This is a genomic window from Pseudomonas sp. 50_B, from assembly GCF_017491625.1.
Taxonomy (GTDB): domain Bacteria; phylum Pseudomonadota; class Gammaproteobacteria; order Pseudomonadales; family Pseudomonadaceae; genus Aquipseudomonas; species Aquipseudomonas danubii.
Genome location: NZ_JAFGYX010000003.1, coordinates 96,502 through 122,360 on the forward strand (window position 1 = coordinate 96,502; position 25,859 = coordinate 122,360).

The 25,859-nt window shown below is 61.3% G+C and carries 18 protein-coding genes and 2 pseudogenes; 13 read left to right on the top strand and 7 right to left on the bottom strand.

From position 1 onward, the window contains the following. The first annotated feature begins 93 nt into the window (after positions 1 to 93). The gene (locus tag J5M73_RS05850) at positions 94 to 3,153 is read left to right on the top strand and encodes an FAD-binding and (Fe-S)-binding domain-containing protein (protein ID WP_207815097.1); all 3,060 of its coding nucleotides are present in this window, start codon (positions 94 to 96) and stop codon (positions 3,151 to 3,153) included. A 103-nt stretch (positions 3,154 to 3,256) separates the two neighbouring features. On the opposite strand, the gene J5M73_RS05855 is transcribed toward J5M73_RS05850, so the two are convergent. From J5M73_RS05855 to J5M73_RS05865, 3 genes are all read right to left on the bottom strand, one after another. Further along, positions 3,257 to 4,867, bottom strand: coding sequence for an amidohydrolase family protein (locus tag J5M73_RS05855; protein WP_102865170.1), 1,611 nt, complete (start codon positions 4,865 to 4,867; stop codon positions 3,257 to 3,259). A gap of 98 nt (positions 4,868 to 4,965) precedes the next feature. After that, a complete protein-coding gene (locus J5M73_RS05860) occupies positions 4,966 to 6,195 on the bottom strand; it encodes an MFS transporter (RefSeq protein ID WP_047304692.1) in 1,230 nt (409 codons plus the stop codon). A 47-nt stretch (positions 6,196 to 6,242) separates the two neighbouring features. After that, positions 6,243 to 7,133, bottom strand: a complete 891-nt coding sequence (locus tag J5M73_RS05865) for an amidohydrolase family protein (protein ID WP_207815099.1) — start codon at positions 7,131 to 7,133, stop codon at positions 6,243 to 6,245. A 301-nt stretch (positions 7,134 to 7,434) separates the two neighbouring features. On the opposite strand from J5M73_RS05865, the gene J5M73_RS05870 reads away from it, so the two are divergent. After that, a complete protein-coding gene (locus J5M73_RS05870; RefSeq protein ID WP_102865168.1) occupies positions 7,435 to 9,561 on the top strand; it encodes a TonB-dependent siderophore receptor in 2,127 nt (708 codons plus the stop codon). Between the two features lie 121 nt (positions 9,562 to 9,682). Continuing rightward, entirely contained in the window at positions 9,683 to 9,895 is a 213-nt protein-coding gene (locus J5M73_RS05875) for a hypothetical protein (protein ID WP_115582385.1), read from the top strand. A 412-nt stretch (positions 9,896 to 10,307) separates the two neighbouring features. Here the strand turns inward: J5M73_RS05875 and J5M73_RS05880 are convergent, their stop codons facing one another. Further along, the gene (locus tag J5M73_RS05880) at positions 10,308 to 11,222 is read right to left on the bottom strand and encodes a LysR family transcriptional regulator (protein ID WP_102865166.1); all 915 of its coding nucleotides are present in this window, start codon (positions 11,220 to 11,222) and stop codon (positions 10,308 to 10,310) included. 269 nt (positions 11,223 to 11,491) lie between these two features. Here J5M73_RS05880 and J5M73_RS05885 point away from each other — a divergent pair, with 269 nt between their 5' ends. Together J5M73_RS05885 and pgm are read left to right on the top strand one after the other, a co-directional pair. Continuing rightward, positions 11,492 to 12,514 carry a zinc-dependent alcohol dehydrogenase family protein gene (locus J5M73_RS05885; RefSeq protein ID WP_102865165.1) on the top strand — a complete coding sequence of 341 codons (1,023 nt, stop codon included), beginning with the start codon at positions 11,492 to 11,494 and terminating at the stop codon, positions 12,512 to 12,514. A 255-nt stretch (positions 12,515 to 12,769) separates the two neighbouring features. Then, positions 12,770 to 14,416, top strand: a complete 1,647-nt coding sequence (gene pgm / locus J5M73_RS05890; protein ID WP_102865164.1) for a phosphoglucomutase (alpha-D-glucose-1,6-bisphosphate-dependent) — start codon at positions 12,770 to 12,772, stop codon at positions 14,414 to 14,416. 180 nt (positions 14,417 to 14,596) lie between these two features. Here pgm and J5M73_RS05895 read toward each other — a convergent pair whose 3' ends face one another. After that, a complete protein-coding gene (locus tag J5M73_RS05895) occupies positions 14,597 to 15,292 on the bottom strand; it encodes a pirin family protein (RefSeq protein ID WP_102865163.1) in 696 nt (231 codons plus the stop codon). A 274-nt stretch (positions 15,293 to 15,566) separates the two neighbouring features. Between J5M73_RS05895 and J5M73_RS05900 the strand changes: the two genes are divergently transcribed. Next, entirely contained in the window at positions 15,567 to 18,023 is a 2,457-nt protein-coding gene (locus tag J5M73_RS05900) for a UvrD-helicase domain-containing protein (protein WP_102865162.1), read from the top strand. 51 nt (positions 18,024 to 18,074) lie between these two features. Here J5M73_RS05900 and J5M73_RS05905 read toward each other — a convergent pair whose 3' ends face one another. After that, the gene (locus J5M73_RS05905) at positions 18,075 to 18,344 is read right to left on the bottom strand and encodes a DUF1652 domain-containing protein (protein ID WP_102865161.1); all 270 of its coding nucleotides are present in this window, start codon (positions 18,342 to 18,344) and stop codon (positions 18,075 to 18,077) included. A 278-nt stretch (positions 18,345 to 18,622) separates the two neighbouring features. Here J5M73_RS05905 and J5M73_RS05910 point away from each other — a divergent pair, with 278 nt between their 5' ends. From J5M73_RS05910 to J5M73_RS05925, 4 genes are read left to right on the top strand one after another with little or no spacing between them, the layout of a single operon-like run. After that, a complete protein-coding gene (locus J5M73_RS05910; protein WP_102865160.1) occupies positions 18,623 to 19,438 on the top strand; it encodes a helix-turn-helix domain-containing protein in 816 nt (271 codons plus the stop codon). A gap of 51 nt (positions 19,439 to 19,489) precedes the next feature. Beyond that, the gene (locus J5M73_RS05915; RefSeq protein WP_207815100.1) at positions 19,490 to 20,896 is read left to right on the top strand and encodes an FAD-dependent oxidoreductase; all 1,407 of its coding nucleotides are present in this window, start codon (positions 19,490 to 19,492) and stop codon (positions 20,894 to 20,896) included. A 57-nt stretch (positions 20,897 to 20,953) separates the two neighbouring features. Further along, entirely contained in the window at positions 20,954 to 21,295 is a 342-nt protein-coding gene (locus J5M73_RS05920) for a cupin domain-containing protein (protein WP_102865158.1), read from the top strand. Between the two features lie 47 nt (positions 21,296 to 21,342). Next, a complete protein-coding gene (locus tag J5M73_RS05925; RefSeq protein ID WP_102865157.1) occupies positions 21,343 to 22,437 on the top strand; it encodes a polyamine ABC transporter substrate-binding protein in 1,095 nt (364 codons plus the stop codon). Between the two features lie 95 nt (positions 22,438 to 22,532). Here J5M73_RS05925 and J5M73_RS05930 read toward each other — a convergent pair. Beyond that, positions 22,533 to 22,702: pseudogene (locus tag J5M73_RS05930) on the bottom strand (SDR family oxidoreductase); the annotation flags it as partial. A gap of 30 nt (positions 22,703 to 22,732) precedes the next feature. On the opposite strand from J5M73_RS05930, the pseudogene J5M73_RS05935 reads away from it, so the two are divergent. The 3 genes and pseudogenes from J5M73_RS05935 to J5M73_RS05945 form a co-directional block, all read left to right on the top strand. Further along, a pseudogene (locus J5M73_RS05935) lies at positions 22,733 to 22,819 on the top strand (cupin); the annotation flags it as partial. A gap of 312 nt (positions 22,820 to 23,131) precedes the next feature. After that, positions 23,132 to 24,748, top strand: a complete 1,617-nt coding sequence (locus J5M73_RS05940; protein WP_102865155.1) for a tryptophan halogenase family protein — start codon at positions 23,132 to 23,134, stop codon at positions 24,746 to 24,748. Further along, a complete protein-coding gene (locus J5M73_RS05945; protein ID WP_102865154.1) occupies positions 24,748 to 25,833 on the top strand; it encodes a monodechloroaminopyrrolnitrin synthase PrnB family protein in 1,086 nt (361 codons plus the stop codon). The genes J5M73_RS05940 and J5M73_RS05945 overlap by 1 nt, the downstream gene beginning before the upstream one ends. The last annotated feature ends 26 nt before the right edge of the window (positions 25,834 to 25,859 follow it).

The window sequence follows — 25,859 nt, forward strand, 5'->3', positions numbered from 1 at the left end:
TGGGTGCGCCCCTTGCCATGCAGCAGCTGTCGAGGGGTAAGCATACATAACGAGAATGCTCAGATTAGCGGTATCGCCAGTAGGAATTCCAGCATGATTGCCCGGTTGTCTCCCCATGAAGTCAAAAACCCAGCCTGTGAGTTGTTCCTGGCTCGCCTGGAACAGGAGGGTTTCCAGGGAGAAATCGCTCGCGATCATGGGCTCAGGACCGTGCTGGCGACCGACAACTCGATCTATCAGCGCCTGCCGCAAGCCGCGGTGTTTCCGCGCAATGTGCAAGATGTTCAGCTGTTGGCCCGCCTCGTGGCGCTGGCGCCATTCAGCTCGGTGGTACTCACGCCGCGGGGCGGAGGAACCGGCACCAATGGCCAATCGTTGACCAGCGGGATCGTGGTCGACTTGTCGCGCCACATGAACGGCATCCTTGAGATCAACGTCGAGGAGCGCCGGGTGCGGGTGCAAAGCGGCGTGGTCAAAGACCAGCTCAACGCGGCGTTGAAACCCCATGGACTGTTTTTTGCGCCCGAGCTGTCGACGTCAAACCGGGCCACCATCGGCGGCATGATCAACACCGATGCAAGTGGCCAGGGAAGCTGCACCTATGGCAAGACCCGTGATCATGTCCTGGCGCTGTCGACCATTCTCATTGGTGGCGAGCGGCTCGACAGTGTGCCCCTGGACCCTGACCAGTGGCAGGCACAGGCCCGTCGCGAAGACAAGGTTGGCGCGATCCATCGCTGTGCATCGCAGATCGTGGAGCAATATGCCGAGCTGATCGAACACACCTTTCCCAAGCTGAACCGTTGCCTGACGGGGTACGACCTGGCGCATCTGCAGGAGCCCAACGAGCGACTCAATCTGAACAGTGTCCTGTGCGGCTCCGAAGGCTCGCTGGGTTTCATTGTGGAAGCCACGCTGAATGTGCTGCCCATTCCCCAGTATTCGATCCTGGTCAATGTGCGGTATGCCGGCTTCATGGACGCACTGCGCGACGCCAAGGCGTTGATGCAGCTCAAGCCGCTGTCCATCGAGACGGTGGACTCCAAGGTCCTCGGGCTGGCGATGAACGACATCGTCTGGCACGGCGTCGCCGAATACTTTCCCCAAGACCCCGATGTGGCGACCCTGGGCATCAACCTGGTTGAATTCAGCGGCGACGACGAGGCGGTCTTGCTGCAACGCGTGGATGAATTTGTCCTGCACCTGCAGCGTGACACCCGCGTGGTGCGATTGGGGCACACCCTGGCCGTCGGCGCCCAGGCAGTGCAGCGGGTCTACGCGATGCGCAAGCGGGCCGTGGGGCTGCTGGGCAACGTCAAAGGCTCCGCCCGGCCCCAGCCGTTCGTGGAAGATACCGCCGTTCCTCCCGAGCACCTGGCTGATTTCATTGCGCAGTTCCGCGAGTTGCTTGATGGCCATGGCCTGGAATATGGCATGTTCGGTCACGTGGACGCCGGGGTCCTGCATGTGCGGCCGATCCTGGACATGAAAGACCCCGCTCAGGCGGCCCTGATCCGGCCCATTTCCGACGCCGTCGCCGAGCTCACGCACAAGCACGGCGGCTTGCTCTGGGGCGAGCACGGTAAAGGGTTGCGGTCGCAATACGTGCCCGACTACTTCGGCGAACTCTATCCGGCCCTGCAGGAACTCAAGGCGGCTTTTGACCCGAACAACCAACTCAACCCGGGCAAGATCGCCACGCCCAAGACGCTGCCCGGCGCCCGGTTGACCCGGGTGGACGAGGTCCGGTTGCGGGGCGAGCTTGATCGCACCATCGATGAGCGGGTCTGGTCGCACTACGACGCCGCGGTGCATTGCAATGGCAACGGCGCCTGCTACAACTTCGACCCCGATGACGCCATGTGTCCGTCCTGGAAAGGCACCCGCAATAGACTGCACTCGCCCAAGGGGCGCGCGTCGCTGGTGCGTGAGTGGCTGCGCTTGCAGGGCCAGCAAGGTGTCGATGTGCTGGAAGTGGCTCTCTCGTCCAGGTCCGAGCTGCTCGGCCTGCCCAGGCGTGCGGTCAATACGCTTGCACGGAAGCTGGGCCAGAAAGACTTTTCCCATGAGGTCTACGAGGCGATGGCCGGGTGCCTCGCCTGCAAGTCCTGTGCGGGGCAGTGCCCGGTGAAAGTCAATGTGCCGGACTTTCGCTCGCGGTTTTTGCAGCTGTATCACAGTCGCTATCTGCGCCCGTTGAAGGATTACCTCATCGGTTCCCTTGAGTACACCATTCCCCACTTCGCCCGCGTGCCGCGTTTGTACAACGGCATCATCGGCTCGCGGATGGTGGGGGCGTTTCTGCGGCGGGTGGCCGGAATGATCGACAGCCCGCTGCTGAGCCTGCTGGATTTTGATGAGGTTTGCCGGCGGTGGAACGTGCGCGTGGCGTCGCCTGCGCTGCTTGAGGGGATGGACGAGGCGCAACGGGCTCGCAGCGTGATTCTCGTGCAGGACGCCTTTACCCGTTACTTCGAAACACCGCTGCTGGCCGATTGGATCGAACTGATTTCCAGGCTGGGGTTTGAGGTGTACATCGCGCCGTTCGCGGCCAATGGCAAGCCGCTGCAGGTCCAGGGCTTTTTGAAAGCCTTCGAAAAGGCTGCGCATTACAACGGCCGAACGCTGCGCCAGCTGCACCGCTATCAGATTCCATTGGTGGGTCTTGATCCGGCGATGACCCTGGTTTATCGGCAGGAGTACGCCAAGACCCTGGGGCAGGATCAGGCTCCGAGCGTGCTGCTGCCGCAGGAATGGCTGGCGCAGGTACTGGCGCCGTCAGCGCTGGGCGCGGACCAGGAGACTTACCACTTTGTGCCGCACTGCACCGAGAAAACCAACGAGCCTGGCAGCGTGGCGCTGTGGCAGACGATCTTCGCCCGAGTCGGCCTGAAGTTGCAGGTGCAAGCCAGCGGCTGCTGTGGGATGTCCGGAACCTATGGTCACGAAACCCAGAACGCCGGGACCTCGGAGGTCATTTACCGTCAGTCCTGGGGCCCCTTGGTGGCCCGTCTCAATGGGGCCGGGCGCCTGCTGGCGGACGGCTACTCGTGCCGCAGCCAGGTCAAGCGCAAGGACGGACAGACCGTCCAGCACCCGCTCCAGGCCTTGCTGAAGTTGCTGCGCGGCGCCGACCAGACCTCAGGCGCTTGAGCGGCGCGGGCATGGTGCGGTTTGACCGCCGCGGCTGGGTATCGGCGTGGACTGGTGCTTATGTTTTCGTTGAGCACTGGTGCGACCAGCTCGCTGGGCGTCTTCAGAAGCCGTAGAGCTGGGCCGGGTTGTCCACCAGGATCTGCTTGATCAGCGCGTCATCGTTTTCTACCCAGTCGAACAGCATCTCCAGCAGGCTGGCGTCGTTGGGCATCGGCACCGGTATGCACGGATGTGGCCAATCGCTTGCCCACAGCAGCCGGTTCGGATTGGCTTCGATCAACGCCCGGGCGTAGGGCGTTACGTCGTCGTAAGGAAAGTCCTTCGACGCGGTAAAGCGATAGGCGCCGGAAAGCTTGACCCACACCCGGCCTTCTTGCAGCAGGCGCAGCAGGTCGGTGAATCCCGGGTGGTTCAGCCCGCAACTGGTGGGCATGTGCCCCATGTGGTCGATGACGACTGGCACGGGCAGGCTGGCCACGGTTTCGTACAAGTCGGCGAATTCGGTGATATCGATCAGCAACTGAAGGTGCCAGCCAAGGGGCGCGACTTTTTCCGCCAGGGCCGCAACATCCGATACCTCGACGCCACTTTTAAAGATCAGGTTGACGCGCACGCCGCGAACCCCGAGGCGATGCATCGCCTGCAGGGTTTGGCTATCGGTGTCGGTATCGATCACCACAACCCCGCGCAATGCGCTGCCCCCTTGCTTCAGCGCCGCCAGGGTGGTGCTGTTGTCCGCCCCGTAGACACTGGGTTGGACGATGACTGCGCGACTCAACCCCAGGGTTTTCTGGACGTGCTCAAAGGCCTCCAGGGGAGCGGGGGGCGGCGTGTAGGAACGGTGAGGGGAGAACGGTTGCCCATGCTCGTCACCAAAGACGTGGAAGTGGCAGTCGCATGCCCCGTCCGGCAAGGTGCGTTGCAGTTTGCGCGGCTCGGGATCCGGGCCTGCGCATTGCGGGGCGTAGGTTTCGCCCAGCGAACTCATGCGAGTGATTTCCCAGCCTTGCAATCCCCGCAACCCATTGCGCTCGGCGGAGTTGATGATCTGTTGCCAGGTGGCGCGTCTGGCGAGGTCGGGGTCGCCGAGCTTGATCGCGTCAAAGATCGCCTGGTGTTCGGCCAGCAGGGTTTCGCCGAGGTCGCTCGAACGCACCAGGTGGTTCTCCAGCAAGGCCGCTTCGTAGACGTGGCTGCAGAGAAAGATGATGAAGTTGCGAAAGTAGTCATTGCCTGTGGCGTCGGCAATGGCCCGCTTGAACTGCAGGCTGTGCTCCAGCATGTCCTGAGGGTTTTGCAGGCCGTCGCGCAGGGTGTCCAGCGCCGCCGCGATCTTGTTCAACTGATTGAGTGAGCGACGTCGGGCGGCCATGGCGGCTGCGGCGACTTCGAGGTCCAGGCGCAGTTCGTAGAGCTGGCGCAGCTTGGTGCTGTCGGTCAGTTCCTCTTGAGTGATGCGGAAGCTGCTCTGGTTGGCTTCGGTGGCAACAAACACCCCAAGCCCTTGGCGACTGATGACGAGGCCAGCCGAATTGAGCCGCGCCACGGCTTCACGCACGACATTTCGGCTAACGGCGAAGGCTTCGGCTAAACGGCTTTCGGTGGGGATGCGATCACCGGGACGGAGTCGACCTTCACGTATTTCACTTTCCAGATAACGAAAGATCTCAACCGAGAAGTGATCACGTCGGCCAATTGCTTTTATAGTCATTTTTCTCAGTCATCGAATGTCGGTTTCAAAAGCTTGAAACGTAGAACGCCCGCGTAAGGAACGATACGCGGGCGTTACTCTAACAAATGATGTCTGGTTCAGTGCAATTGCTTGCCCCTGGTTTCCGGGAGGAAGCAGGTCACCACCAGGACCAGGCAGTAGGCACCTCCGGCGAACATCGCAATCGCGGTGCCCAGGCTGTATTGGGCACTGATGAAACCGACGAGTCCCGGGAACAGTGCGCCCACCGCGCGCCCGAAGTTATAGGAGAACGCCTGGCCGTTGGCCCTCACTGCCGAAGGATAAAGTTCTGTCAGAAAGGCCCCCATGCCGCTGTAGATACCGGATGCGGCGAACCCCAAGGGAAAGCCGAGAATCAGCATCTGGGTATTGGTCAGGTTCAGTTGCATGTAGCAGATCACGCTGATGGCCGACAGGACGGCGAAGAGGATGAAGTTGGCGCGGCGCCCCAGCCGGTCAGACAGGTAGGCGCCGCAGACATAGCCGAAGAATGACCCCAGGATGACCACCAGCAGGTAGCTGCCGGTGCCGAAGACTGACAGGCCCTTCTCCAGCTTCAGATAGGCCGGCAACCATGTGGTGATCGCGTAGTAGCCACCTTGTACTCCCATGCACAGCAGCGCGGACAACAGGGTGGTACGCAGCAGCGAGGGGGAGAAGATGTGCCAGAAAGCCACCCTGTTGCCTGTTTCGCTCTGGTGCTTTTTGCTCTGCAGGAACACCTCGGGTTCTGGCACGTATTTACGAATGTAGAGCACCAGGAGTGCAGGTGCGATGCCGATCCAGAACAGCGAGCGCCAGGCAAGGTCTTCGGGAAGGTAGCTGAAGGCCACTGTGTAGAGCAGCGCGGCCGCGCCCCAGCCAATGGCCCATCCGCTCTGCACGATACCCACGGCCTTGCCGCGATGTTCCGCTCGGACCATTTCGCCGATCAGCACCGAGCCCACCGCCCATTCGCCGCCGAACCCGAGTCCCTGCAGCGCACGAAGGACAAACAGTTGTTCGAAGTTTTGCGCGAAGCCGATCAGTACGGTGCAGATCGAGAACCACAGAATGCTGATCTGCAGCAGCCGCACCCGACCGTAGCGGTCAGCCAGAATCCCCGCTCCCCATCCGCCAATGGACGAAAACAGCAAGGTCACGGTGCTCAGTAGTCCTACTGATCCCTTATCGATGTGCCAGAGGGTCATCAAGGAGGCGATGACGAAGGTGAACACCATGAAGTCCAGGGCGTCCAGCGCCCAGCCACCCAATGCGGAGTAGAAGGTGCGTTTTTCAACGGTATTAAGTTCGCTAAACCAGCTCATTATTGTTCTCCGTGCAGCACCTTAGTGCCGCTGGGTTATTGTTTTTGTTATTTGAAGTCGTACAGAACGGCGGGGTTATCGACCAGGATGCTCTGTCGCTGGCGTTCATCGGGCGCCCATGAGTACAAGCGATCCAGTAATGAACCGGTGTCGGGCGTGCTTTCGAGCGCTACGTGGGGCCAGTCGCTGCCCCAAACCATTCGTTCGGGGGCGGCGCCCAGCAAGGCATGGGCCAACGCATCCGTATCGGCATAGTCCGGATGCCGCTCACTCAGGCGATAAGCGCCCGACAACTTGACCCACCAACCGTGTTCCGCCACGTTTCTCAGCAGCAACTCGAACCCTGGCTCCTTGACGCCCAGGCGGGCCGGGAAGTGTCCGAAGTGATCGATCACCACGGGGCAGGGCAGCCTGGCTATCCGTGCCTGCAGCTCGCTTAACAGCCGGACATCAATCAAAAACTGCAGATGCCAGCCAAGGTCGGCAACTCGATTGGCAAGACGCTCCATCAAGTCCAGATTCACGCCGCCGCGAAACAGCACGTTGATGCGAACTCCACGCACACCCAAGGCGTGCATGTGCGCCAGTTCGTCATCGCTGATTCGTTCATCGACTACCGCGACGCCCCTCAGTCGATCGTGATGACGTTGCAACACCTCGAGCATGTAGCGGTTATCGATGCCGTAGACGCTCGGCTGCACCAGAACCCCGCGCTGCATCCCCGTGGCCCGCAACATGTCCAGATACAGCGCCTCAGGTGCGGGAGGCGGGGTGTAACTGCGCTCGGGTACCAGGGGATAGCGCTCAAAATCAGCGCAGATCACATGCGCATGGGTGTCGCATGCACCTGGCGGCAGCACGAAGCTCGGGGCTTGGATCGTTTCTCTCGGGGCGGCGCAGGAGGGCGGCCAAGCTGTGGCGGATTTGGGGTGAGGCATGGATTTCATCTCCTCGACAGCTCTTCGCACGCCTTGGCGCTTGCAGAGCGGTACTTGTTGGTTGTTGGTTGTAGGTTGTCCAACAAGTACTGGCATGTTGAATTTTTGCCCTGGCCTTGTCAATGGATGCCAGTGGGGATTTCGCGCGACGCGCTTCGGTGATGGCTACGGCGGGGGAATAGCGGCCTTGGGTGCTAATGGGAATTTGTATTAATTGCGAATGGTTTTGTATAGCATGCGCCGGAGTTTTTTGGCGGTTTCACCCCTTGTATTGGCCTATTCGTAAAGGTTTTTTCTCTCCATGCGCCGAACCCTGCTTTCCATTTGCGTGCTGCAAGCGTTGTCGTCTACCTCATGGGCTGAACAAGCGCAGGTAAAGCCCTCAACCCTTGAGCTGGGCACGGCCGATGTCATCGGCACCGCGACTTACGAAAGGGCAGATGGTCCGGTGCAGGGTTATCGCGCAACGCGCTCGGCCAGCGCCACGCGGACCGATACCTCGATCCATGAAACCCCGCAGTCGATCAGTGTGGTCGCCAAGGATGCAGTGGAGGATCTTGGAGCCACGCGTTTGCAGGACGCGCTGGACTACGCCGGGGGCGTGGGGCGGGCGAACAATTTTGGTGGGCAGGGGCTGACCACCTTTACCGTCCGTGGCTTCACCACCGGCGAGTTTTACCGCAACGGTTTTCCCATCAATCGCGGCTATCCGAACATGCCGGATGCCAACACCATTGAACGTCTTGAAGTGCTGCGCGGCCCGGCAACCATGCTTTATGGCCGGGGTGATCCTGGCGGTACTTTCAACGTGGTTTCCAAACAGCCGTTGCCCGAGCGCACGGTCACCCTGGGCAGTCAACTGAACGACCAGGGCATGAGGCGCGGCACGTTGGACGCTTCCGGGCCGCTCGACGAAGACGGGCGCCTGGCCTATCGACTGAACGTGGTGGGCGAGGGCGGCGACACCTTCCGCGATCATGTCGACACCGAGCGCTACGGCATTGCGCCGGTGCTCACCTGGCAGGTCAGCGATGCGACCAGGCTGATGTTCGAAGGTGATTTCATGCGTAACAACGCGCCTCTGGATCGAGGCATGACCCGTTACGCGAAGCAGGTTGGCAGCGCATCTCGCGACAGTTTTTTCGGTGAAAAAGACGTTGGCAAACTGCACAACGACAACAACATGGCGCAACTGCGCTTCGAACACCTGCTCAACGACGACTGGACCCTGGGGGGGGGTGTGCAGTGGCTCGATGGTTCGCTCAAGGGCAACGCGGTCGAGGCCAACGGCATTGCTGCTGACGGCCGTACCTTGGGGCGCAATTTCAACTATCGCAAGCTGGAATGGACCGACCGGGATGCCCAGCTCAACCTGACCGGCCATTTCGATACCGCCGGTTTGCAGCACACTTTGCTCACCGGTATCGAGTACGAAGACTACGACTATCAGTCGATCATTCAACGCTCCAGTGGTGCTGTCGGTGCGTACCCCATCGACCTCTTCGATCCGCTGTACGGCCAGCCGCGTCCGGCCCTGACCCGCACGCCGACTCATGACCAGGAAAACCTCAAGACTTATGCCGCGTTCGTGCAGGATCAAGTGGCCCTGACCGACAAACTGAAAGTGCTGGCAGGGGCGCGTTTCGAACGCTTCGAACATGACTATGAAACCTATGTACCCGGCGGCAAGAGTTGGCAGGCCAGTGACAACGCGGTCACACCGCGCATGGGCGTGAGCTACGACTTGACCGAGACCTTGGCGCTCTACGCCGATACCGCTCGCTCGTTCAAGCCCAACACCGGCGCCAGCCGGCTCGGCGGCGGGTTTGCGCCGGAGAAGGGCAAGTCTTATGAAATGGGTCTCAAGTGGGAAGCACTGGATCAGCAGTTGAGTGTCGACGCGGCGATCTATCAGATCGAAAAGCGCAACGTCTTGACCGCCGACCCTGTTGACTCGACCTTCAGCGTGGCCGCTGGTGAAGTGCGAAGCCGTGGTTTCGATGTCAACGTTGCCGGCAACCTGACGCCCGAATGGCGCGTGATCGGCGGCTACGCCTATGTCGATGCCGAAGTCACCAAGGACAACGTGCTGCGCTCTGGCACGCGGCTGCTGAACATCCCGAAAAACAGCTTCAGCCTGCTGAATATGTACGAGTTCCAGGACGGCATGCTCAAGGGCCTGGGCCTGGGGAGCGGACTCAAGTACGTCGACGAGCGCGCCGGGCAAACCGCCAATTCCGGGTTTTCGATGGGCAGCTACACCGTTGTCGATTTGCTCGGTTTCTACAAGGTCAATGACAAGGTGCGGCTGAATCTGGACCTGAAAAACCTGTTTGACCGTGATTATGAAGAGGGCGCGTTCGGCAACGTTTACGCCTATCCGGGGGCTCCGCGAACGCTGCAGGTCGGCATTGCCTACACCTTGTAGTGGGTGTGTTTTGCTGGTACGGGCCGAGCTTGTTCCGCTGACACGATGGTAATCCTGCCTGTTTGCAATAAGACCTTGTGCCGGTGATACGCAGCAACGCCAAAACCGAGAGAGCCTCGAAATGAGTCGACCGTACAATTTCCTTGTCGCCCATCTGAAAAAGGAGGGTTTGGCACAACTGCCTGCCGACAGCGTCTCTTTAAGAGAATGGTTTGGGCAGTTGGGAGTGGCCATTGAACGCTTCGGAAACAATGCCGGGAAAGTCGTCAAGTTCTCTGAGGAAAATCATGAAAAGAACTTGCTGGCTCCCGATTCCGCAGGAGTAACGCTTTAATTCGAGCGAATCTGGTCAAAGGATGAATGCGACGAATCGATGAACTGTCACGTCAGTGCCGTTTTCCTGCACGACAATGGCTTGCTCTTGAGCGTCGCAGACGAGGTCATGAGTCTCGAGCAACTGATCGAATGGTTCTGGCGTCTGGAGGCGACGTGCTCGCCGCCTTCTCTGCATGAGGGCCGAGTGTTGGCATTGATGCGGAATTGCCCCACCTGCTGAGATCAAGACTGCCCCAACATGGATAGGTAGATACCGCGCACAGACGGCCGTAGCCTTGAAGGCTGCTTGGGTCAGCGATTTTTCGGCAGATGGGTCAATTCTTCATCAGCGCCTACAACCCTGGCACCACGACCTGGATTGCAGCACTCATCCAATAATCGGTGGATGTTGAAGGCGACACTGGTCGATCTCAAAGGCTATCCGGATCGCCAAAGAACATCTGAATCCGCGAACGCAACCAGCGCTCTCCCGGGTCATTGTCCTGTGAACCGCGCCAGGCCATGTGCAGCTCGAAGCTGCGCACCGGCAGGGGCGGGTCTTCGGCGCGTACGCCGCCGGCGGCGGTCAGGGCCTCGGCGGTGTAGTCCGGAACGGTGGCGAGGATGTCGGTGCCAGCCAGCAGGGTGCTCAGGCCGTTGAACTGCGGCACGGCGAGTACCACATGGCGCTTGCGTCCGAGCTTCTCCAGTTCTTCATCGATAAAACCGCTCAGGTCCCCGGCGAACGACACCAGGGCGTGGGGGCGGGCGCAGAAGTCGTCCAGGCTCAGGGCGCCCGGAACGGTGTCGGCACGCAGCAGTTTGGGCAGGCTGCGGCGCAGGACTTTGCGTTTGGCGTTGGCCGGTAGGTCGGCGGTGTAGCTGACGCCGATGGAGATTTCACCGGAGGCCAGCAGCGACGGCATCAACAGGTAGTTGGCCCGGCGCACCACCAGCACGATGCCTGGAGCTTCGGCGCGCAGGCGTTTGAGCAGCATCGGCAGGAGGGCAAACTCCGCGTCGTCGGACAGGCCAATGCGGAACACTGTGGTGCTGGTGGCCGGGTCGAACTCGGCGGCGCGGCTGACGGCGGTGGAGATCGAGTCCAGGGCCGGTGAGAGCAGGGCGAAGATTTCCACGGCCCGGGCCGACGGCTCCATGCTGCGGCCGGTGCGTACAAATAGCGGGTCGTCGAACAAGTTGCGCAGCCGCGACAGGGCGGCACTGATGGCTGGCTGACCGAGAAACAGCTTCTCGGCGGCGCGAGTCACACTGCGTTCGTGCATCAGTGTCTCGAACACAATCAATAGATTCAGGTCGACACGACGCAGGTCATTACGATTCATCTGGAGTCCTGGCAGAGTCAGCGAACTTGACGGGAGCGGCCATATCGGAACAATGGCCGGCGTGAATCTTACGGGTAAAGGCTGGTACTCTGCATCGGCTAAATGTTGTTTGTTTGTGCTCAGGCTGCGGCCCGGCACGCTGTCCGCCCCGATTTTCAAGGGCACGGAATCAATGACAGACATGTCGACTATTAATAGGCACTGATAGTCTTGCTTTCAAAGCCCGGATAAAGTTCGCGGCATTAGAGGTTAATTTGACGAGGTTTGCGATGTCCCGCACGATTCGTTTTCACAAGTTTGGACCGGCCGAGGTGCTCAAATGCGAAGAGCATGCGGCCTCGTTGCCTGCGCCAGGCGAAGTGCAGGTACGAGTCGAAGCCATCGGTATCAGTTGGTACGACGTGCTCTGGCGGCAGAACCTGGCGTCGTCCCATGCGCGTCTGCCGTCTGGCCTCGGGCATGAAATGGCCGGTGTGGTCACGGCGGTAGGCGAGGGCGTCGACGACCTCGCGGTTGGTGACAAGGTCGCCAGCTTTCCCGCGCAAAGTCCCAATGACTACCCGGTGTATGGCGAGCAGATCGTCCTGCCACGCTCGGCCCTGACCCGTTATCCGGATGTGCTTAGCCCTATCGAAGCCGCTGTGCATTACACGCCGCTGTTGATTGCCTATTTCGCCTACGCTGACCTTGCGCGGGTCAAGCCCGGGCAGTTCGCCCTGGTCACCGACGCCAGCCACTGTGCCGGCCCGTCTTTTGTGCAGTTGGGCAAGGCCCTGGGTGTGCGGGTGATTGCCGCGACCAAGACCGCTGAAGAGCGTGAGTACCTGCTGTCCCTCGGCGCCGAGAAGGTGATTGTCACCGAAGAGCAGGACCTGCTGATGCAGATCAACAAGCTCACCGACAATCGCGGGGTCGATGTGGTGTTCGACGGCCTGGGCGGCCCGCAGATGTCGATGCTCGGTGATGTCCTGGCGCCTCGCGGCAGCCTGGTGTTGTACGGCCTGCAAGGCGGTAACCAGACTCCATTCCCGGCCTGCGCGGCGTTCCAGAAGAACATCCAGTTCTTTGTCCACTGCATCGGCAACTTCACCGGCAAGCCGGAGCTGGGGATCATTCAGGATCAGGTGGCGTTGCAGCGTGCGCTGCGCGACATCAACCAGCTGACTGCGGATCGAGTGCTGGTGCCCTTGAAGACCCGAGTCTTCCCCTTCAGCGAGTTTGTCGAGGCGCACCGTTACATGGACGAATGTCCATGTCGCGAACGTGTCGCACTGCAGGTCGAACCGGCCTGATTCCCCCAACGCCAGGCCAAGCCTGGCGTTTTTGTATCTGTATCTCTGTCGGCGCCGGCTTGTCGGCCAAGGGGGCCTGGACCTCGTGCAAGCCTTGAGGCTGTCTTCCCCGGCAAGCCAGTTCCTGCGTAAGCCAGGCCTGCTTCAGTCAGCTGAGAAAGGCGGGGTTGTTCTGGGATAGATTTCGTCGCGCGGTGGTCAAACTGCCAGTAAACTGCGCTCCATTCCCGAACCATCCTTTTTCAGAGGTTTTGCATGACTCTCAGTCCTTTTGCGGGCAAGCCGGCACCCGTTGAGTTGCTGGTCGATATCCCGCGACTGGTTACGGCGTATTACACCGGTCAGCCCGATGCATCGGTGCCCACCCAGCGCGTGGCTTTCGGCACCTCCGGGCACCGCGGCAGCTCGTTCGATCTGAGTTTCAATGAATGGCATGTCCTGGCCATCAGCCAGGCCATCTGCCTGTACCGCGAAGCCCAGGGCATCACCGGGCCGCTGTTTGTCGGCATCGATACCCACGCACTGTCGACCCCGGCCGGGGCCAGTGCCCTGGAAGTCCTGGCGGCCAACGGCGTGACCGTGATGATCGCTGCCGGTGACGAGTACACCCCGACCCCGGCGGTGTCCCATGCCATTCTCTGCTACAACCGCGGCCGGACCTCGGGCCTGGCGGACGGCATCGTTATCACGCCGTCCCACAACCCGCCACAAAGCGGCGGCTACAAGTACAACCCCACCAATGGCGGCCCGGCCGACACCCACATCACCAAGTGGATCGAAGCCAAGGCCAACGAACTGCTGGCGGCCAAGCTGGTCGGGGTCAAGCGCATCAGCTACGAGCAGGCGCTGAAGGCCGACACCACCCACCGCCACGACTACCTCAACACCTATGTCGCCGACCTGATCAACGTCATCGACCTGGATGCGATCCGCAACGCCAAGCTGCGCCTGGGCGTGGACCCGCTGGGTGGAGCAGGGGTGCGTTACTGGTCGGCGATCGCCGAGCACTACCGCCTTGATCTGGAGGTAGTGAACAAGCAGGCGGACGCCACCTTCCGTTTCATGTCGGTGGACTGGGACGGACAGATTCGCATGGACCCATCCTCCAGCTACGCCATGCAAGGGCTGATCGGCCTGAAAGAACGCTTTGACGTGGCCTTCGCCTGCGACCCCGATCACGACCGTCACGGCATCGTGACCCCAAGCGGCGGCCTGCTGGCGCCCAACAACTACCTGGCGGTGTCCATCGACTATCTGTTCCAGAACCGTCCGCAATGGCGGGCCGATGCCGCCGTGGGCAAGACCGTGGTCAGCAGTGGCTTGATCGATCGGGTGACGGCACGCCTGGGCCGTCGCCTGTACGAAGTGCCGGTGGGCTTCAAGTGGTTTGCCGATGGCCTGTTCGATGGCTCTCTGGGCTTTGGTGGTGAAGAAAGTGCCGGTGCCTCTTTCCTGCGCAAGGACGGCGGCGTCTGGTGCACCGACAAGGACGGCCTGATCCCGTCGCTGCTGGCCGCTGAAATGACCGCGCGCACTGGCCGTGATCCAAGCCAGGCTTACCGCGCGCTGTGCGACGAGCTGGGCGAACCTTTCTCGGTGCGGGTCGATGCCAAGGCCAATCCGCAGCAGAAAGCCTTGCTCAGCAAGCTCTCCCCGCAGCAAGTGACCTCGACCCAGTTGGCTGGCGAGCCGATCCAGCAGATCCTCAGCCAGGCCCCGGGTAACGATCAGGCCATTGGCGGCCTGAAAGTCATGACAGAGAACGGCTGGTTCGCCGCACGCCCGTCTGGCACCGAGGACATCTACAAGATCTACGCTGAAAGCTTCATCGGCGACGACCACCTCAAGCAGCTGGTGCAGGAAGCCCAGACCCTGGTGGACACCGCCATCAGCGGCAACTGATTCACGTTAGGAGCCGGCTCTCCGGCGAAAAGGTCCTTGAGACGGACACAGGTCTTGCGGATGCGTTCGCTGGCAAGCCAGCGCCTGCGGTCGTTGTTCATTGCACGATCTGTGTAGCCGGCTAGCGGGCAAAAAAAGGGGCGACCAGCATGGTCGCCCCTTTTTAATTGCCGCTGCGTTTCAAGCCAGGTCTACCAGCACGATTTCGCTGTCTTGCACGGCGCTCACCCGCAGCACCCGCTCATCTTCGATTGCAACACCGTCTCGAGCTTCGGCACGCAAGCCGTTGATCTCGATCACCCCGGTCGCTGGTACCAGATAAGCCCGACGCCCTGCGTCCAGGTGATACTCGGCGGTTTCCCCAGCCTTCAGGTTGGCCGCCACCAGCCGCGCATCGGCGCGAATACGCAAGCTTTCCTCATCGCCTTCCTTACCGCTGGCCAGGGTCACGAACCCTTCGCGCAACCCCTTGGGAAAAGGCTTGGCGCCCCAAGACGGCGCGGAGCCGGCCTGGTTGGGAATGATCCAGATCTGGAAGATCTTGGTCGGCGTGGCTTCCAGGTTGTATTCGCTGTGGGCGATCCCGGTCCCCGCACTCATCACCTGCACGTCACCGGCTTCGGTGCGTCCCTTGTTGCCCAGGTTGTCCTGGTGGCTGATGGCGCCTTCGCGAACGTAGGTGATGATTTCCATGTCCCGGTGCGGATGCTGGGGGAAGCCAGTGCCGGGAGCGATCACGTCATCGTTCCACACCCGCAGGTTGCCCCAGTGCATGCGCTTGGGGTCATGGTACTCGGCGAAGGAAAAGTGGTGATGGGCATCCAGCCAGCCGTGGTGAGCGCCACCCAGGGAGTTGAAAGGTCTGAGTTCAAGCATGATCGTCTCCTCAAAAGGGCTCGTAATGGCTCGTTGGACCCGGGCCAAAAAACGATAACCGTTGGTTGATGGCGTGCATCTTCTATCAGCTATTGATCGATAAAAAGCGCAAAAAATGCCGTAATCCAATCGTAAAATTAGATGGTTTTTTTGTCGCAGAGCTGGTGTTAAACCTTCGGTTCATCGCTTAAGTTAATGACCCGCAAGCAATTCGCTGGATACCGTGAAAAAATCCGGCGACCATTACCGCTCAGTCTCATCCCCTGGAGTCCGCGTGTCGCAACACAGCCCCGATCTGCCACCTGATCTTTTGCCCCTGGCTCAGATGCCCCTGTTGAAGCGCTTGGCGGCGCGGTTTTTCGGCCATGGCCTGAATCGTCTGCGGGCTCAGCATCGCGCGTCCTGGCTGCACGGTCAGGCCGACGGCTTTCGCAGCGGGCACACGGCAGGAGTGGAATACGGCTACCAGGAAGGGCGGCTCGAAGGGCTGGAGGAAGGGCGTCAGGTGCTGCTGATTCGCGACAGTCGCAACACCGAGCACCGGCCGCCAGGGGTGGATGACCGGCTGTTCGACGACTGGCGTCTGCCGCTGAGCGCCGAGTTGAAAAAACGCTTCAAGGCCGATGTCGCTCGTTTGCTGGCGCCGCAGTCCCAGCCCAGCGCTGCCCAATGGAAGATGATTTTCAGCGACACGCCTGCCACTGCAGTGATTGCCGGGGCCGGGGCGGGCAAGTCGACTTCTTTGGTATTGCGCCTGCTTTTGCTCAATCACTACCTGGGATTCGAGCTGGACTCCATGACCGTAGTGACCTTCACCCGGGAGTCACGCAAGGATTTCATCAACAAGCTGGTGCAGGTCTTTGCCCTGTGGGGCCGGGCGCTCAGCCCCCGGGAAGCCCGGGATCTGGTGCGCACCTTCCATTCGCGGATCTTGCCCATGGTGCGCAGCCTGCCGGGGTTCGAACGCCTTCAGGCCTTCGAGAACCTCAGTGAGCGGGTGCAGGGTGCCGAAGACGAGGTGGACAGCAACCCCTTCGACCTGCGTATCAACGACGCCCAGCGCAAGCACCTCAATGCCTGCTACCAGGCGCTGTACCGCAGCGACGAACGCTTCCGCCTGGCGCTCAAGCCCTTGTTGCGCCACGCCTTGCAGCTCAAGGAGCTGGAGCGCGATCACCCCGATGTACAGAAGCGCGTGGCGGTCACCGAGTTGGCAGCCAAGCGTGATGAGGAGCTCTGCGACACGCTGGAAGACCTGTGGTTTCGGGCCGGGGCCTGGCCGATCAAGGGCATCGAGCCTCAGCGCCAGAGCTTTGAAATCAACGGCTCGACCTTCCATTGCCATGGCTATGCCGCTGAGCTGGATGCCTGGGTGGTACTGGGCTTCGACCCGCGGGAGAACCCGCAGATCAGCCGACCCGGAGCCAAGCTGACGGTGCGGGCGGAGTGGGCGGTAAAACGCACCCTGTTTCAAGCTTTCTGTCGTAAACCATTGATTTGGTTGGATAGTTACGAATCATCCAAGCGAGCTTTGGGCGCCTTTTCTGCCGAGGTCAGTGCCGGCCCGGGCTTCGACTACAAGGTCAAGGGCGAGCTGGCTTCGGCACCGTTGCTGGATTGTTTTGTTGCTGCCGCCGGTTTTATCGAGAACCTGGGACTGGATGTGGGCGATGCGGTCGGCAACATGAGCTTTGCCCAGGATGATCCGGACCGGTTCTTCTTCGAGGCCTTGAGCCTGTTCTGGCGAGCCCTTGAAGACCACTTGCTGGATCAGTCGCCGCCGATCATGAGCTACAACCGGATGTTCGCCCTGTTCAGCGAGCGCTCCCCGGAAAACTTCAAGCTGCTCAGCGACAGTTGCCTGAGGCCGATGTCGCATCTGATGATCGACGAGTTTCAAGACGTTTCGCCGCAGATCGTTTCCTGGATCAAGGCCAGTCTCAGGGAGATTCGCAGCCGTGGCGCGGCCCTGCACGTGGGGCGTGGAGCCCAGCATTCTTCCCTGCTGTGCGTGGGCGATGACTGGCAATCGATCTACGGCTGGCGCGGCAGTTCGCCGAAGTACTTTATCGAGTTCAACAAGGAGTTTCCGTCCCCGGGCACCAATCGAGTCATGCTCAGCGAGAACTACCGCAGTCACCAGCATGTGATCGATGCGGCGGAGCATATTGTTCGCGCAGCCCCGGCGATTGCCGGGAAGAAGGCCAAGGCCAGTGGCGAGGCCAAGGACCTATGGCCGGTGCAGGTACTGGATCGTGACGATCAGGGCCTGGCCCAGCGCCTGGCAGAGCACTATCGGCAGGGTGATTCAATCTTGATGCTGTTTCGAAAAACTAGCGATAAGTTGTTGATTGAGCAGCATATTTCACCAATAGTTAATGTTGATTCTAGCTTGCCGCCCGCGGCTCGTCGGCTCAAGCAACTCACCTATCACAGTGCCAAGGGCTTGCAGGCGGACGCGGTGTTCCTGCTGGGGGATTGCCAGCACCTGAGCAGCTCGCCCTACAAGAATCAGGTGTATCGCATGGCCGGCCTGGGCAAGGATGGCGACGCCGAACCCTACGACAGCGCACAAAAGGACGAGATCCTGCGCCTGGCTTATGTGGGGATCACTCGGGCGGCCAAGCACTGCTACTGGTACGTCGATCGCCAGGAGGCGGCGGGCAATGCGCCCAAGGCTTCGGATCGGGTGCCCCGAGACAAGCCTTATTTCCGCGACCTGCGGCAGTGAAGACGAAAAAAGCCCGCCGGTCAGGCGGGCTTCGGTCGATGGGGTCTGGCGTCAGGCCTTGAGTGTCAGGGACGGAGCAAAGGCCTCCAGTTCATCTTCCACCGCCTCGATTATTCGTTCGACATCCGCGGCGCTCATCACCGTGGCACAGGGAATGCCGGCGATGGCGATCATGGTTTCGCCGCTGGCACGGTCGAAGAGCCGGGCGATCATGCTGCCTGGCGCATCCATGCTGGCCTCGAAGCCCAGGGGATGAAAATGCCAGCGCATCAGCTGGCAGGCGTTGGGAAAGGTGACTTTACTGGCCCAGACTCTGTTCATCGGTGGCCCACCTTGATTCATTGAGCGCTTCCTTGTGCTCGCGGTAGGAACGATCGGGCCGTCAATGGCCCGATCAGTCAAGGGTTTAAAAATAGCACCGGCTTGTGACCGCTCGCAGTTTTTTTGCCCACCGTCCGGCGGTTCACTCGCAGATTTTTGATGCATGTCATGTATTCGCCCAAATGGGGCTGGAGAACCCGGGTCCTTGGCTGAAGGACGGTCGTTGATGCCTCTGCCGAAGTTCGGCAAGCTGCGTTTTTTTGCTGTTCGAGATCCTTATGACTGCCCCTGACGACGGGCCTCTGCAAACCCAGGCCACCGGTGAAACCGTGATGCGTTATCACCTGTGCTGGAAGCACCGCGACCTCGATGGCGTGATGGCGCTTTACCATCCGCAAATCCAGTACAACGACTTTTTCCAGAATCGCACCCTGGGCCTGGCCGAACTGCGGGAATACGTGCGTGTGAGCATGCCCCGGGCCCCCGATGAGGCCCTGGAGCACTGTGATCGCATTCGCTTGGATGGCAACACGGCCTTTATCCAGTATCAGGTGACCCTGCGGGGTGGCCAGGGCCTGGTGTCGTTCCGCTCCAGTGAAGCGATTACCGTGCGCGACGGTCTGATCTGGCGGGTCAATGAATATGCGTCCCTGGTGCGTGAGTCGGCGCCGAACAGCTCTTCAGCCAGCCTGCGCCCGGCGGTCAGCCGCCTGGGGCTGTCGCCGCGCCAGTTGAGTTTCATGGCCGAGGACTTGCAGCAGTACTTCCAGCGCCAGCAGCCTTACCTCGATCCGCAACTGGACCTGCAGCGGGTCGCCCGGGAGTGCGGCTACAGCCGCAATCAGATTTCCTACCTGCTCAATCAGGTGCTGGGCCAAAGCTTCTACCGCTATGTGAACCAGGCGCGCCTGCAGCATGTGCTGGCGGCCCTGGACAAGGCCACGCCGCCGCTACGGGTCGACGAACTGGCCTTTGCGGCCGGGTTCAATTCCCTGTCGGCGTTCTACAGCTGTTTTCGCCAGCACACCGGGCAGTCGCCCAAGGCTTATGCCAAGCAAATTTCTTTGCGTGCACGCGCGCAAGACAGCCCCTGAAGACAGGGACTAGGATCGCCGCATTCGAAGTTCGGATTGCGGAGTGCTTGCATGCCAGCGTGGCGCAGTATCAGTTTGTGGATGGACCAGTTGGACGAGCCGCTGTTGCCGCGCCCGTCCCTTGAGCAAGACCTGGATCTGGACGTGGCGATCATCGGCGCCGGTTACACCGGGCTGTGGACGGCCTATTACCTCAAGCGCCAAGCGCCGCAGCTCAAGGTGGCGGTGATCGAGGCCCAGACCGCAGGTTTCGGTGCCTCAGGCCGCAACGGTGGCTGGCTGATGGGCAATCTGCTGGGAGAAGACCGCCTGCTGGCAGGGCTGGCGCCGGAGCATCGTCGAGCCTCTTTCGACCTGCTGCATGGCATTCCCGATGAAGTGGCCAACGTCATCGAACGCGAAGGCATCGACTGCGATTACCGCAAAGGCGGGGTGCTGTATTGCGCGGCCCGCTATCCCGAGCAGGAAACCAGCCTGCGTCAGTACCTGGACAAGCTCTACGCCCAGGGCCTGAACCAGGACGATTACCGCTGGCTGAACCCCGAGCAACTGGCTCAGCAGTTGCGGGTGGCCAACGCCTATGGCGCTATCTATGCCCCCCATTGCGCCACCATCCAGCCGGCCAAGCTGGTGCGCGGGCTGGCGCGTGCGGTGGAGCGCCTGGGGGTAAAGATTTACGAGAACAGCCCGGTGACCCATTGGCAGGCCGGCAGCCTGCAGACCCGCCACGCCGCGGTGCGCAGCCGTTGGATAGTGCCGGCGGTGGAGGGGTACTCAGTGACCTTGCCGCCCCTGGGTCGTTATCAGTTGCCGGTGCAAAGCCTGCTGGTGGCCACCGAGCCCCTGTCGGAATCGACCTGGGACGAAATCGGTCTGAGCCAGGGCCAGGCCTTCAGCGAAAGCAGTCGCCAGGTCACTTACGGTCAGCGCTCCATGGATAACCGCCTGGTGTTTGGTGCCCGGGGTGGATATCAATTCGCCAGCAAGCTGCGCCACGATTTCGACCTGAGTTGGGACGAGGTCGAGCTGCGTCGCTACCTGTTCGGCGAGCTGTTCCCGCAATTGAAGAATGTGCGCATCACCCACTCCTGGGGCGGCAACCTGGGCATGTCCCGGCACTTCATGCCGCACATGCTGTGTGACCGGCGCAAGGGCATCGCCCTGTCCGGTGGCTACGGCGGCGAGGGCGTCGGTGCCAGCAATCTGGGTGGCCGGACCCTGGCCGACCTGATTCTCCAGCACGACAGCCCGCTGGTCCGCCAACCCTGGGTGTTGGCGCAAAGCGGCCTCGACGCCCTGCGGGTCTGGGAACCTGAACCCTGCCGCTGGCTGGGCTACAACGCGATCATTCGCAGCTTTGTCCATGAAGACCAGACCCTGGCCAACCCGGCTTCGCCTGCGTGGCGACGGCGTCTGGCCAGCCGGGTCGCCGGGTTCATGGAAGGTTTCATGCACTGAGTCGGGTTTCTTGCACCGAACGATGTCCGTTCGGTTTTTTCAACCAAAGGTAGAGCCATGAGCATCACGCAATTCAAGCACACCGCCACGGTCACCCTGGACGAGTCGGCGCCGGTCGCCGTGCCCCTGGGGACGCCCGTGGCCGTGACATCGGTGACTGCCGTCGAACGCAACGACGGGGTCGAAACCGGGATCTGGGAATGTACTCCGGGGCGCTGGCGGCGGCAGATCGTCGCCCAGGAGTTCTGTCATTTCATCCAGGGCCGCTGCACCTTCACGCCCGATCATGGCGAGCCCCTGCACATAGAAGCCGGCGATGCACTGATGTTGCCGGCCAACAGCACCGGCATCTGGGATATCCAGGAAACGGTGCGCAAGACCTACGTCTTGATTTTCTGATCCCTTGATTGCCTGCCAATAACAAAACCAGCCACAGGTATCGACTCATGATCCACAAGACTTGCACTTTGCTGTTACTCAGCCCCTTGTTCCTGGGCGCTTCTCTGGCCCAGGCCGCCGACACGGTCAAGATCTACAACTGGTCGGACTACATTGCCCCGGACACCACCAAGCAGTTCCAGAAGGAAACCGGGACAGGTTTCACCTATGACGTCTACGACAGCAACGAGACCCTGGACGGCAAGCTGATGACCGGTAAATCCGGTTACGACGTGGTGTTCCCCTCCAACCATTTCATGGCGCGGCAGATCCAGGGCGGGGCGTTGAAGAAGCTCGACAAGAGCCAGTTGCCCAACTGGAAGAACCTCAACCCGGCGTTGCTCAAAGCGCTGGAGGTCAATGACCCGGGCAACCAGCACGGTTTTCCGTACCTGTGGGGCAGCACCGGGATTGGCTACAACGTGGCCAAGATCAAGGAAGTGCTGGGGGATGACGCACCGCTGGACTCCTGGGACCTGATCTTCAAGCCCGAGTACATGCAGAAGCTGCAGAAGTGCGGCGTGGCGATTCTCGACAACGGCCCCGAACTGATTCCCACAGCCTTGAATTACCTGGGGCTGCCACACCACAGCAAGAACCCGGCGGACTACAAGAAAGCCGAGGCGCTGCTGATGAAGGTCCGGCCTTATGTCAGCTACTTCCATTCGTCGAAGTACACCAGCGACCTGGCCAACGGCAATATCTGCGTAGCGGTGGGGTTCTCCGGGGACATCCTGCAAGCGGAGAGCCGGGCCAGGGAAGCGAAGAACGGGGTGGAGATCGGCTATTCGATTCCCAAGGAAGGCTCGCCGATCTGGTTCGACATGGTGGCCATGCCCGTGGACGCACCGGATGAGAGGGCCGGGTATGCCTTCATGAACTACCTGCTGCGCCCGGACGTAATGGCCAACATCAGCAACTACGTGCATTACGCCAATGGCAACCAGCAAGCCGATGCTCTGGTCGACCCTGTGATCAAGAACGACACCAAGGTTTACCCGAGCCCGGCCATGATGGACAAGTTGTTTGCCCTGGAAGCCATGCCGCTGGACATCGACCGTATCCGCACCCGCTTGTGGAACAAGATCCGCAGCGGCAACTGATCCCCATCACCCCAGACGGTGTAGGAGCCGGCTGCCGGCGAAGAGGCCTCAGACAAGCACCGCCCTTGAGGACGCCTTCGCTGGCAAGCCAGCGCCTACAACTGGCTATTTTCCGGGAGCAGGGCGCCGCCGTCCACTATCAGGGTCTGGCCGGTGATGTAGCCGGCCTGTGGCGAGGCCAGGAACAGCATGGCGTAGGCAATGTCCTCAGGCGTTCCCAGGCGCCCGAGGGAAATGCCCCTGGACAGGGTCGCGGCGTCATCAGGTCATGGCGGGCGGCGCCGATCGCCGTACCCTGGGAATACCCGTGGCCGTGACATCGATGACTGCCGTCGAATGCAGCGACGGGGTCGAAACCGGGATCTGGGAATGCGCCCCCGGGGTGCTCGCGACGCCTTTGATCGGCTCGCCTATTGCAAAATCGGCGGTGGATGAAGTCAGCCCAAAATACACCGCTACGTCAGACCACCCTTGGCGGCGGGCTGATTAGGCGCAAAGGACCTCCGCAACACCTTCCTCTATAGCCAACGCCTTTGCATTTTAGAAATGCTAATTCGGAAACAGAATTTGCATCGCTTTTGCGGCCGGCTAGAGTCAACTCGAACAAGCACATTGATGTGGCTCTTGCACGGATGCACGGAGACTGGCGGCCTCTACCTCATGGCCGGCAGTTCGCCTTGAAACAAGGAGTGTTATGAACAAGCCGATCAAGAATATCGTCATCGTGGGCGGCGGTACTGCGGGCTGGATGGCCGCCTCGTACCTCGTCCGGGCGCTCCAACAGCAGGTAAACATCACGCTCATCGAGTCTGCGGCGATCCCCCGGATCGGCGTGGGCGAGGCGACCATCCCGAGTTTGCAGAAGGTGTTCTTCGACTTCCTCGGGATACCGGAGCGGGAGTGGATGCCCCAAGTGAACGGCGCGTTCAAGGCCGCGATCAAGTTCGTGAATTGGAGAAAGCCTCCCGACCACTCGCGCGACGATTACTTCTACCATTTGTTCGGCAGCGTGCCGAACTGCGACGGCGTACCGCTTACCCACTACTGGCTGCGCAAGCGCGAACAGGGCTTCCAGCAGCCGATGGAGTACGCGTGCTATCCGCAGCCCGGGGCGCTTGACGGCAAGCTGGCACCGTGCCTGCTCGACGGCACCCGCCAGATGTCCCACGCGTGGCACTTCGACGCGCACCTGGTGGCCGACTTCTTGAAGCGCTGGGCCGTCGAACGCGGTGTGAACCGTGTGGTCGACGAAGTCGTGGAGGTTTGCCTGAACGACCGCGGCTACATCTCCACCCTGTTAACCAAGGAAGGTCGGACGCTGGAGGGAGACCTGTTCATCGACTGCTCCGGCATGCGGGGGCTCCTGATCAATCAGGCCCTGAAGGAGCCCTTCATCGACATGTCCGACTATCTGCTGTGCGACAGCGCGGTCGCCAGCGCCGTGCCCAATGACGACGTGCGCGAGGGGGTCGAGCCGTACACCTCCGCGATCGCCATGAACTCGGGGTGGACCTGGAAGATTCCGATGCTGGGCCGGTTCGGCAGCGGCTACGTCTTCTCGAGCAAGTTCACCTCGCGCGACCAGGCCACCGCCGACTTCCTCAACCTCTGGGGCCTCTCGGACAATCAGTCGCTCAACCAGATCAAGTTTCGAGTCGGGCGCAACAAGCGGGCGTGGGTCAACAACTGCGTCTCGATCGGGTTGTCGTCGTGTTTTCTGGAGCCCCTGGAATCGACGGGAATCTACTTCATCTACGCCGCGCTTTACCAACTCGTGAAGCACTTCCCCGACACCTCGTTCGACCCGCGGTTGAGCGACGCATTCAACGCCGAGATCGTCTACATGTTCGACGACTGTCGAGACTTCGTCCAGGCGCACTATTTCACCACGTCGCGCGAAGACACGCCGTTCTGGCTCGCGAACCGGCATGAGCTGCGGCTCTCGGATGCCATCAAAGAGAAGGTTCAGCGCTACAAGGCGGGACTGCCGCTGACCACCACGTCGTTCGACGATTCCACGTACTACGAGACCTTCGACTACGAATTCAAGAACTTCTGGTTGAACGGCAACTACTACTGCATCTTTGCCGGCTTAGGCATGCTGCCCGACCGGTCGCTGCCGCTCTTGCAGCACCGACCGGAGTCGATCGAGAAGGCCGAGGCGATGTTCGCCAGCATCCGGCGCGAGGCCGAGCGTCTGCGCACGAGCCTGCCGACGAACTACGACTACCTGCGGTCGCTGCGTAACGGCGATGCGGGGCAGTCGCGCAACCAGCGCGGGCCGACACTCGCGGCGAAGGAAGGCCTGTAGTGGAACGCACCTTGAACCGGGTATCCGCATTCGCGGCCACGCACGCCGCCGTGGCGGCCTGCGATCCGCTACAGGCGCGCTCGCTGGTTCTGCAGTTGCCGGGCCTGAATCGTAACAAGGACGTGCCGGGCATCGTCGGCCTGCTGCGCGAGTTCCTTCCGGTGCGCGGCGTGCCCTCCGGCTGGGGCTTCGTCGAAGCCGCCGCCGCGATGCGGGACATCGGTTTCTTCCTGGGGTCGCTCAAGCGGCACGGACATGAGCCTACTGACGTGGTGCCCGGGCTTGAGCTGGTGCTGCTCGACTTGGCACGCGCGACCGACCTGCCGCCGCGCGAGACGCTCCTGCATGTGACGGTCTGGAACCCCGCGGCGGCCGATGCGCAGCGGAGCTACACAGGGCTCCGCGACGAAGCGCACCTGCTCGATAGCGTGCGCATCTCGATGGCGGCCCTCGAGGCGGCCATCGCGGTGACCGTCGAGTTGTCCGATGTGCCCCTGCAGTCGCCCGCGTTCGCGCAAGGGTGCGACGAGCTAGCAGCCTATCTGGAGAAAATGGTCGAATCGATCGTCTACGCGTACCGCTTCATCTCGCCGCAGGTCTTCTACGATGAGCTGCGCCCCTTCTACGAACCGATTCGAGTCGGGGGCCAGAGTTACCTGGGCCCTGGAGCCGTAGAAATGCCCCTCTTCGTGCTGGAACACGTCCTGTGGGGCTCGCAATCGGAAGACCAAGCTTATCGAGAATTCAAAGAGACGTACCTGCCCTACGTGCTTCCCGCGTACAGGGCGGTCTACGCTCGGTTCGCTGGGGGGCCGGCGCTCATTGATCGCGTGCTCGCCGAGGCGCGAGCGGTCGATGCACGAGGCGAGTCCGTTCGGGCTGGGCTGACAGCCCTCGAACGGGTCTTCAAGGTCCTGCTGCGCTTCCGGGCGCCTCACCTTAAATTGGCGGAGCGGGCGTACGAAGTCGGGCGCAGCGGCCCCGCAACGGGCAGCGGGGGGTACGCGCCCAGCATGCTCGGCGATCTACTCACGCTCACGTGTGCCGCGCGGTCCCGCATCCGCGCCGCGCTCGACGAATCCTGACGCGCACGGCCAGGTCCTATCTGACA

Excerpts from the sequence above, each read along its gene's own strand:
- J5M73_RS05850 (WP_207815097.1), top strand. The coding sequence starts at position 94 with ATGATTGCCCGGTTGTCTCCCCATGAAGTCAAAAACCCAGCCTGTGAG.
- J5M73_RS05855 (WP_102865170.1), bottom strand. The coding sequence starts at position 4,867 with ATGACTATAAAAGCAATTGGCCGACGTGATCACTTCTCGGTTGAGATC.
- J5M73_RS05860 (WP_047304692.1), bottom strand. The coding sequence starts at position 6,195 with ATGAGCTGGTTTAGCGAACTTAATACCGTTGAAAAACGCACCTTCTAC.
- J5M73_RS05865 (WP_207815099.1), bottom strand. The coding sequence starts at position 7,133 with ATGCCTCACCCCAAATCCGCCACAGCTTGGCCGCCCTCCTGCGCCGCC.
- J5M73_RS05870 (WP_102865168.1), top strand. The coding sequence starts at position 7,435 with ATGCGCCGAACCCTGCTTTCCATTTGCGTGCTGCAAGCGTTGTCGTCT.
- J5M73_RS05875 (WP_115582385.1), top strand. The coding sequence starts at position 9,683 with ATGAGTCGACCGTACAATTTCCTTGTCGCCCATCTGAAAAAGGAGGGT.
- J5M73_RS05880 (WP_102865166.1), bottom strand. The coding sequence starts at position 11,222 with ATGAATCGTAATGACCTGCGTCGTGTCGACCTGAATCTATTGATTGTG.
- J5M73_RS05885 (WP_102865165.1), top strand. The coding sequence starts at position 11,492 with ATGTCCCGCACGATTCGTTTTCACAAGTTTGGACCGGCCGAGGTGCTC.
- pgm (WP_102865164.1), top strand. The coding sequence starts at position 12,770 with ATGACTCTCAGTCCTTTTGCGGGCAAGCCGGCACCCGTTGAGTTGCTG.
- J5M73_RS05895 (WP_102865163.1), bottom strand. The coding sequence starts at position 15,292 with ATGCTTGAACTCAGACCTTTCAACTCCCTGGGTGGCGCTCACCACGGC.
- J5M73_RS05905 (WP_102865161.1), bottom strand. The coding sequence starts at position 18,344 with ATGAACAGAGTCTGGGCCAGTAAAGTCACCTTTCCCAACGCCTGCCAG.
- J5M73_RS05910 (WP_102865160.1), top strand. The coding sequence starts at position 18,623 with ATGACTGCCCCTGACGACGGGCCTCTGCAAACCCAGGCCACCGGTGAA.
- J5M73_RS05915 (WP_207815100.1), top strand. The coding sequence starts at position 19,490 with ATGCCAGCGTGGCGCAGTATCAGTTTGTGGATGGACCAGTTGGACGAG.
- J5M73_RS05920 (WP_102865158.1), top strand. The coding sequence starts at position 20,954 with ATGAGCATCACGCAATTCAAGCACACCGCCACGGTCACCCTGGACGAG.
- J5M73_RS05925 (WP_102865157.1), top strand. The coding sequence starts at position 21,343 with ATGATCCACAAGACTTGCACTTTGCTGTTACTCAGCCCCTTGTTCCTG.
- J5M73_RS05940 (WP_102865155.1), top strand. The coding sequence starts at position 23,132 with ATGAACAAGCCGATCAAGAATATCGTCATCGTGGGCGGCGGTACTGCG.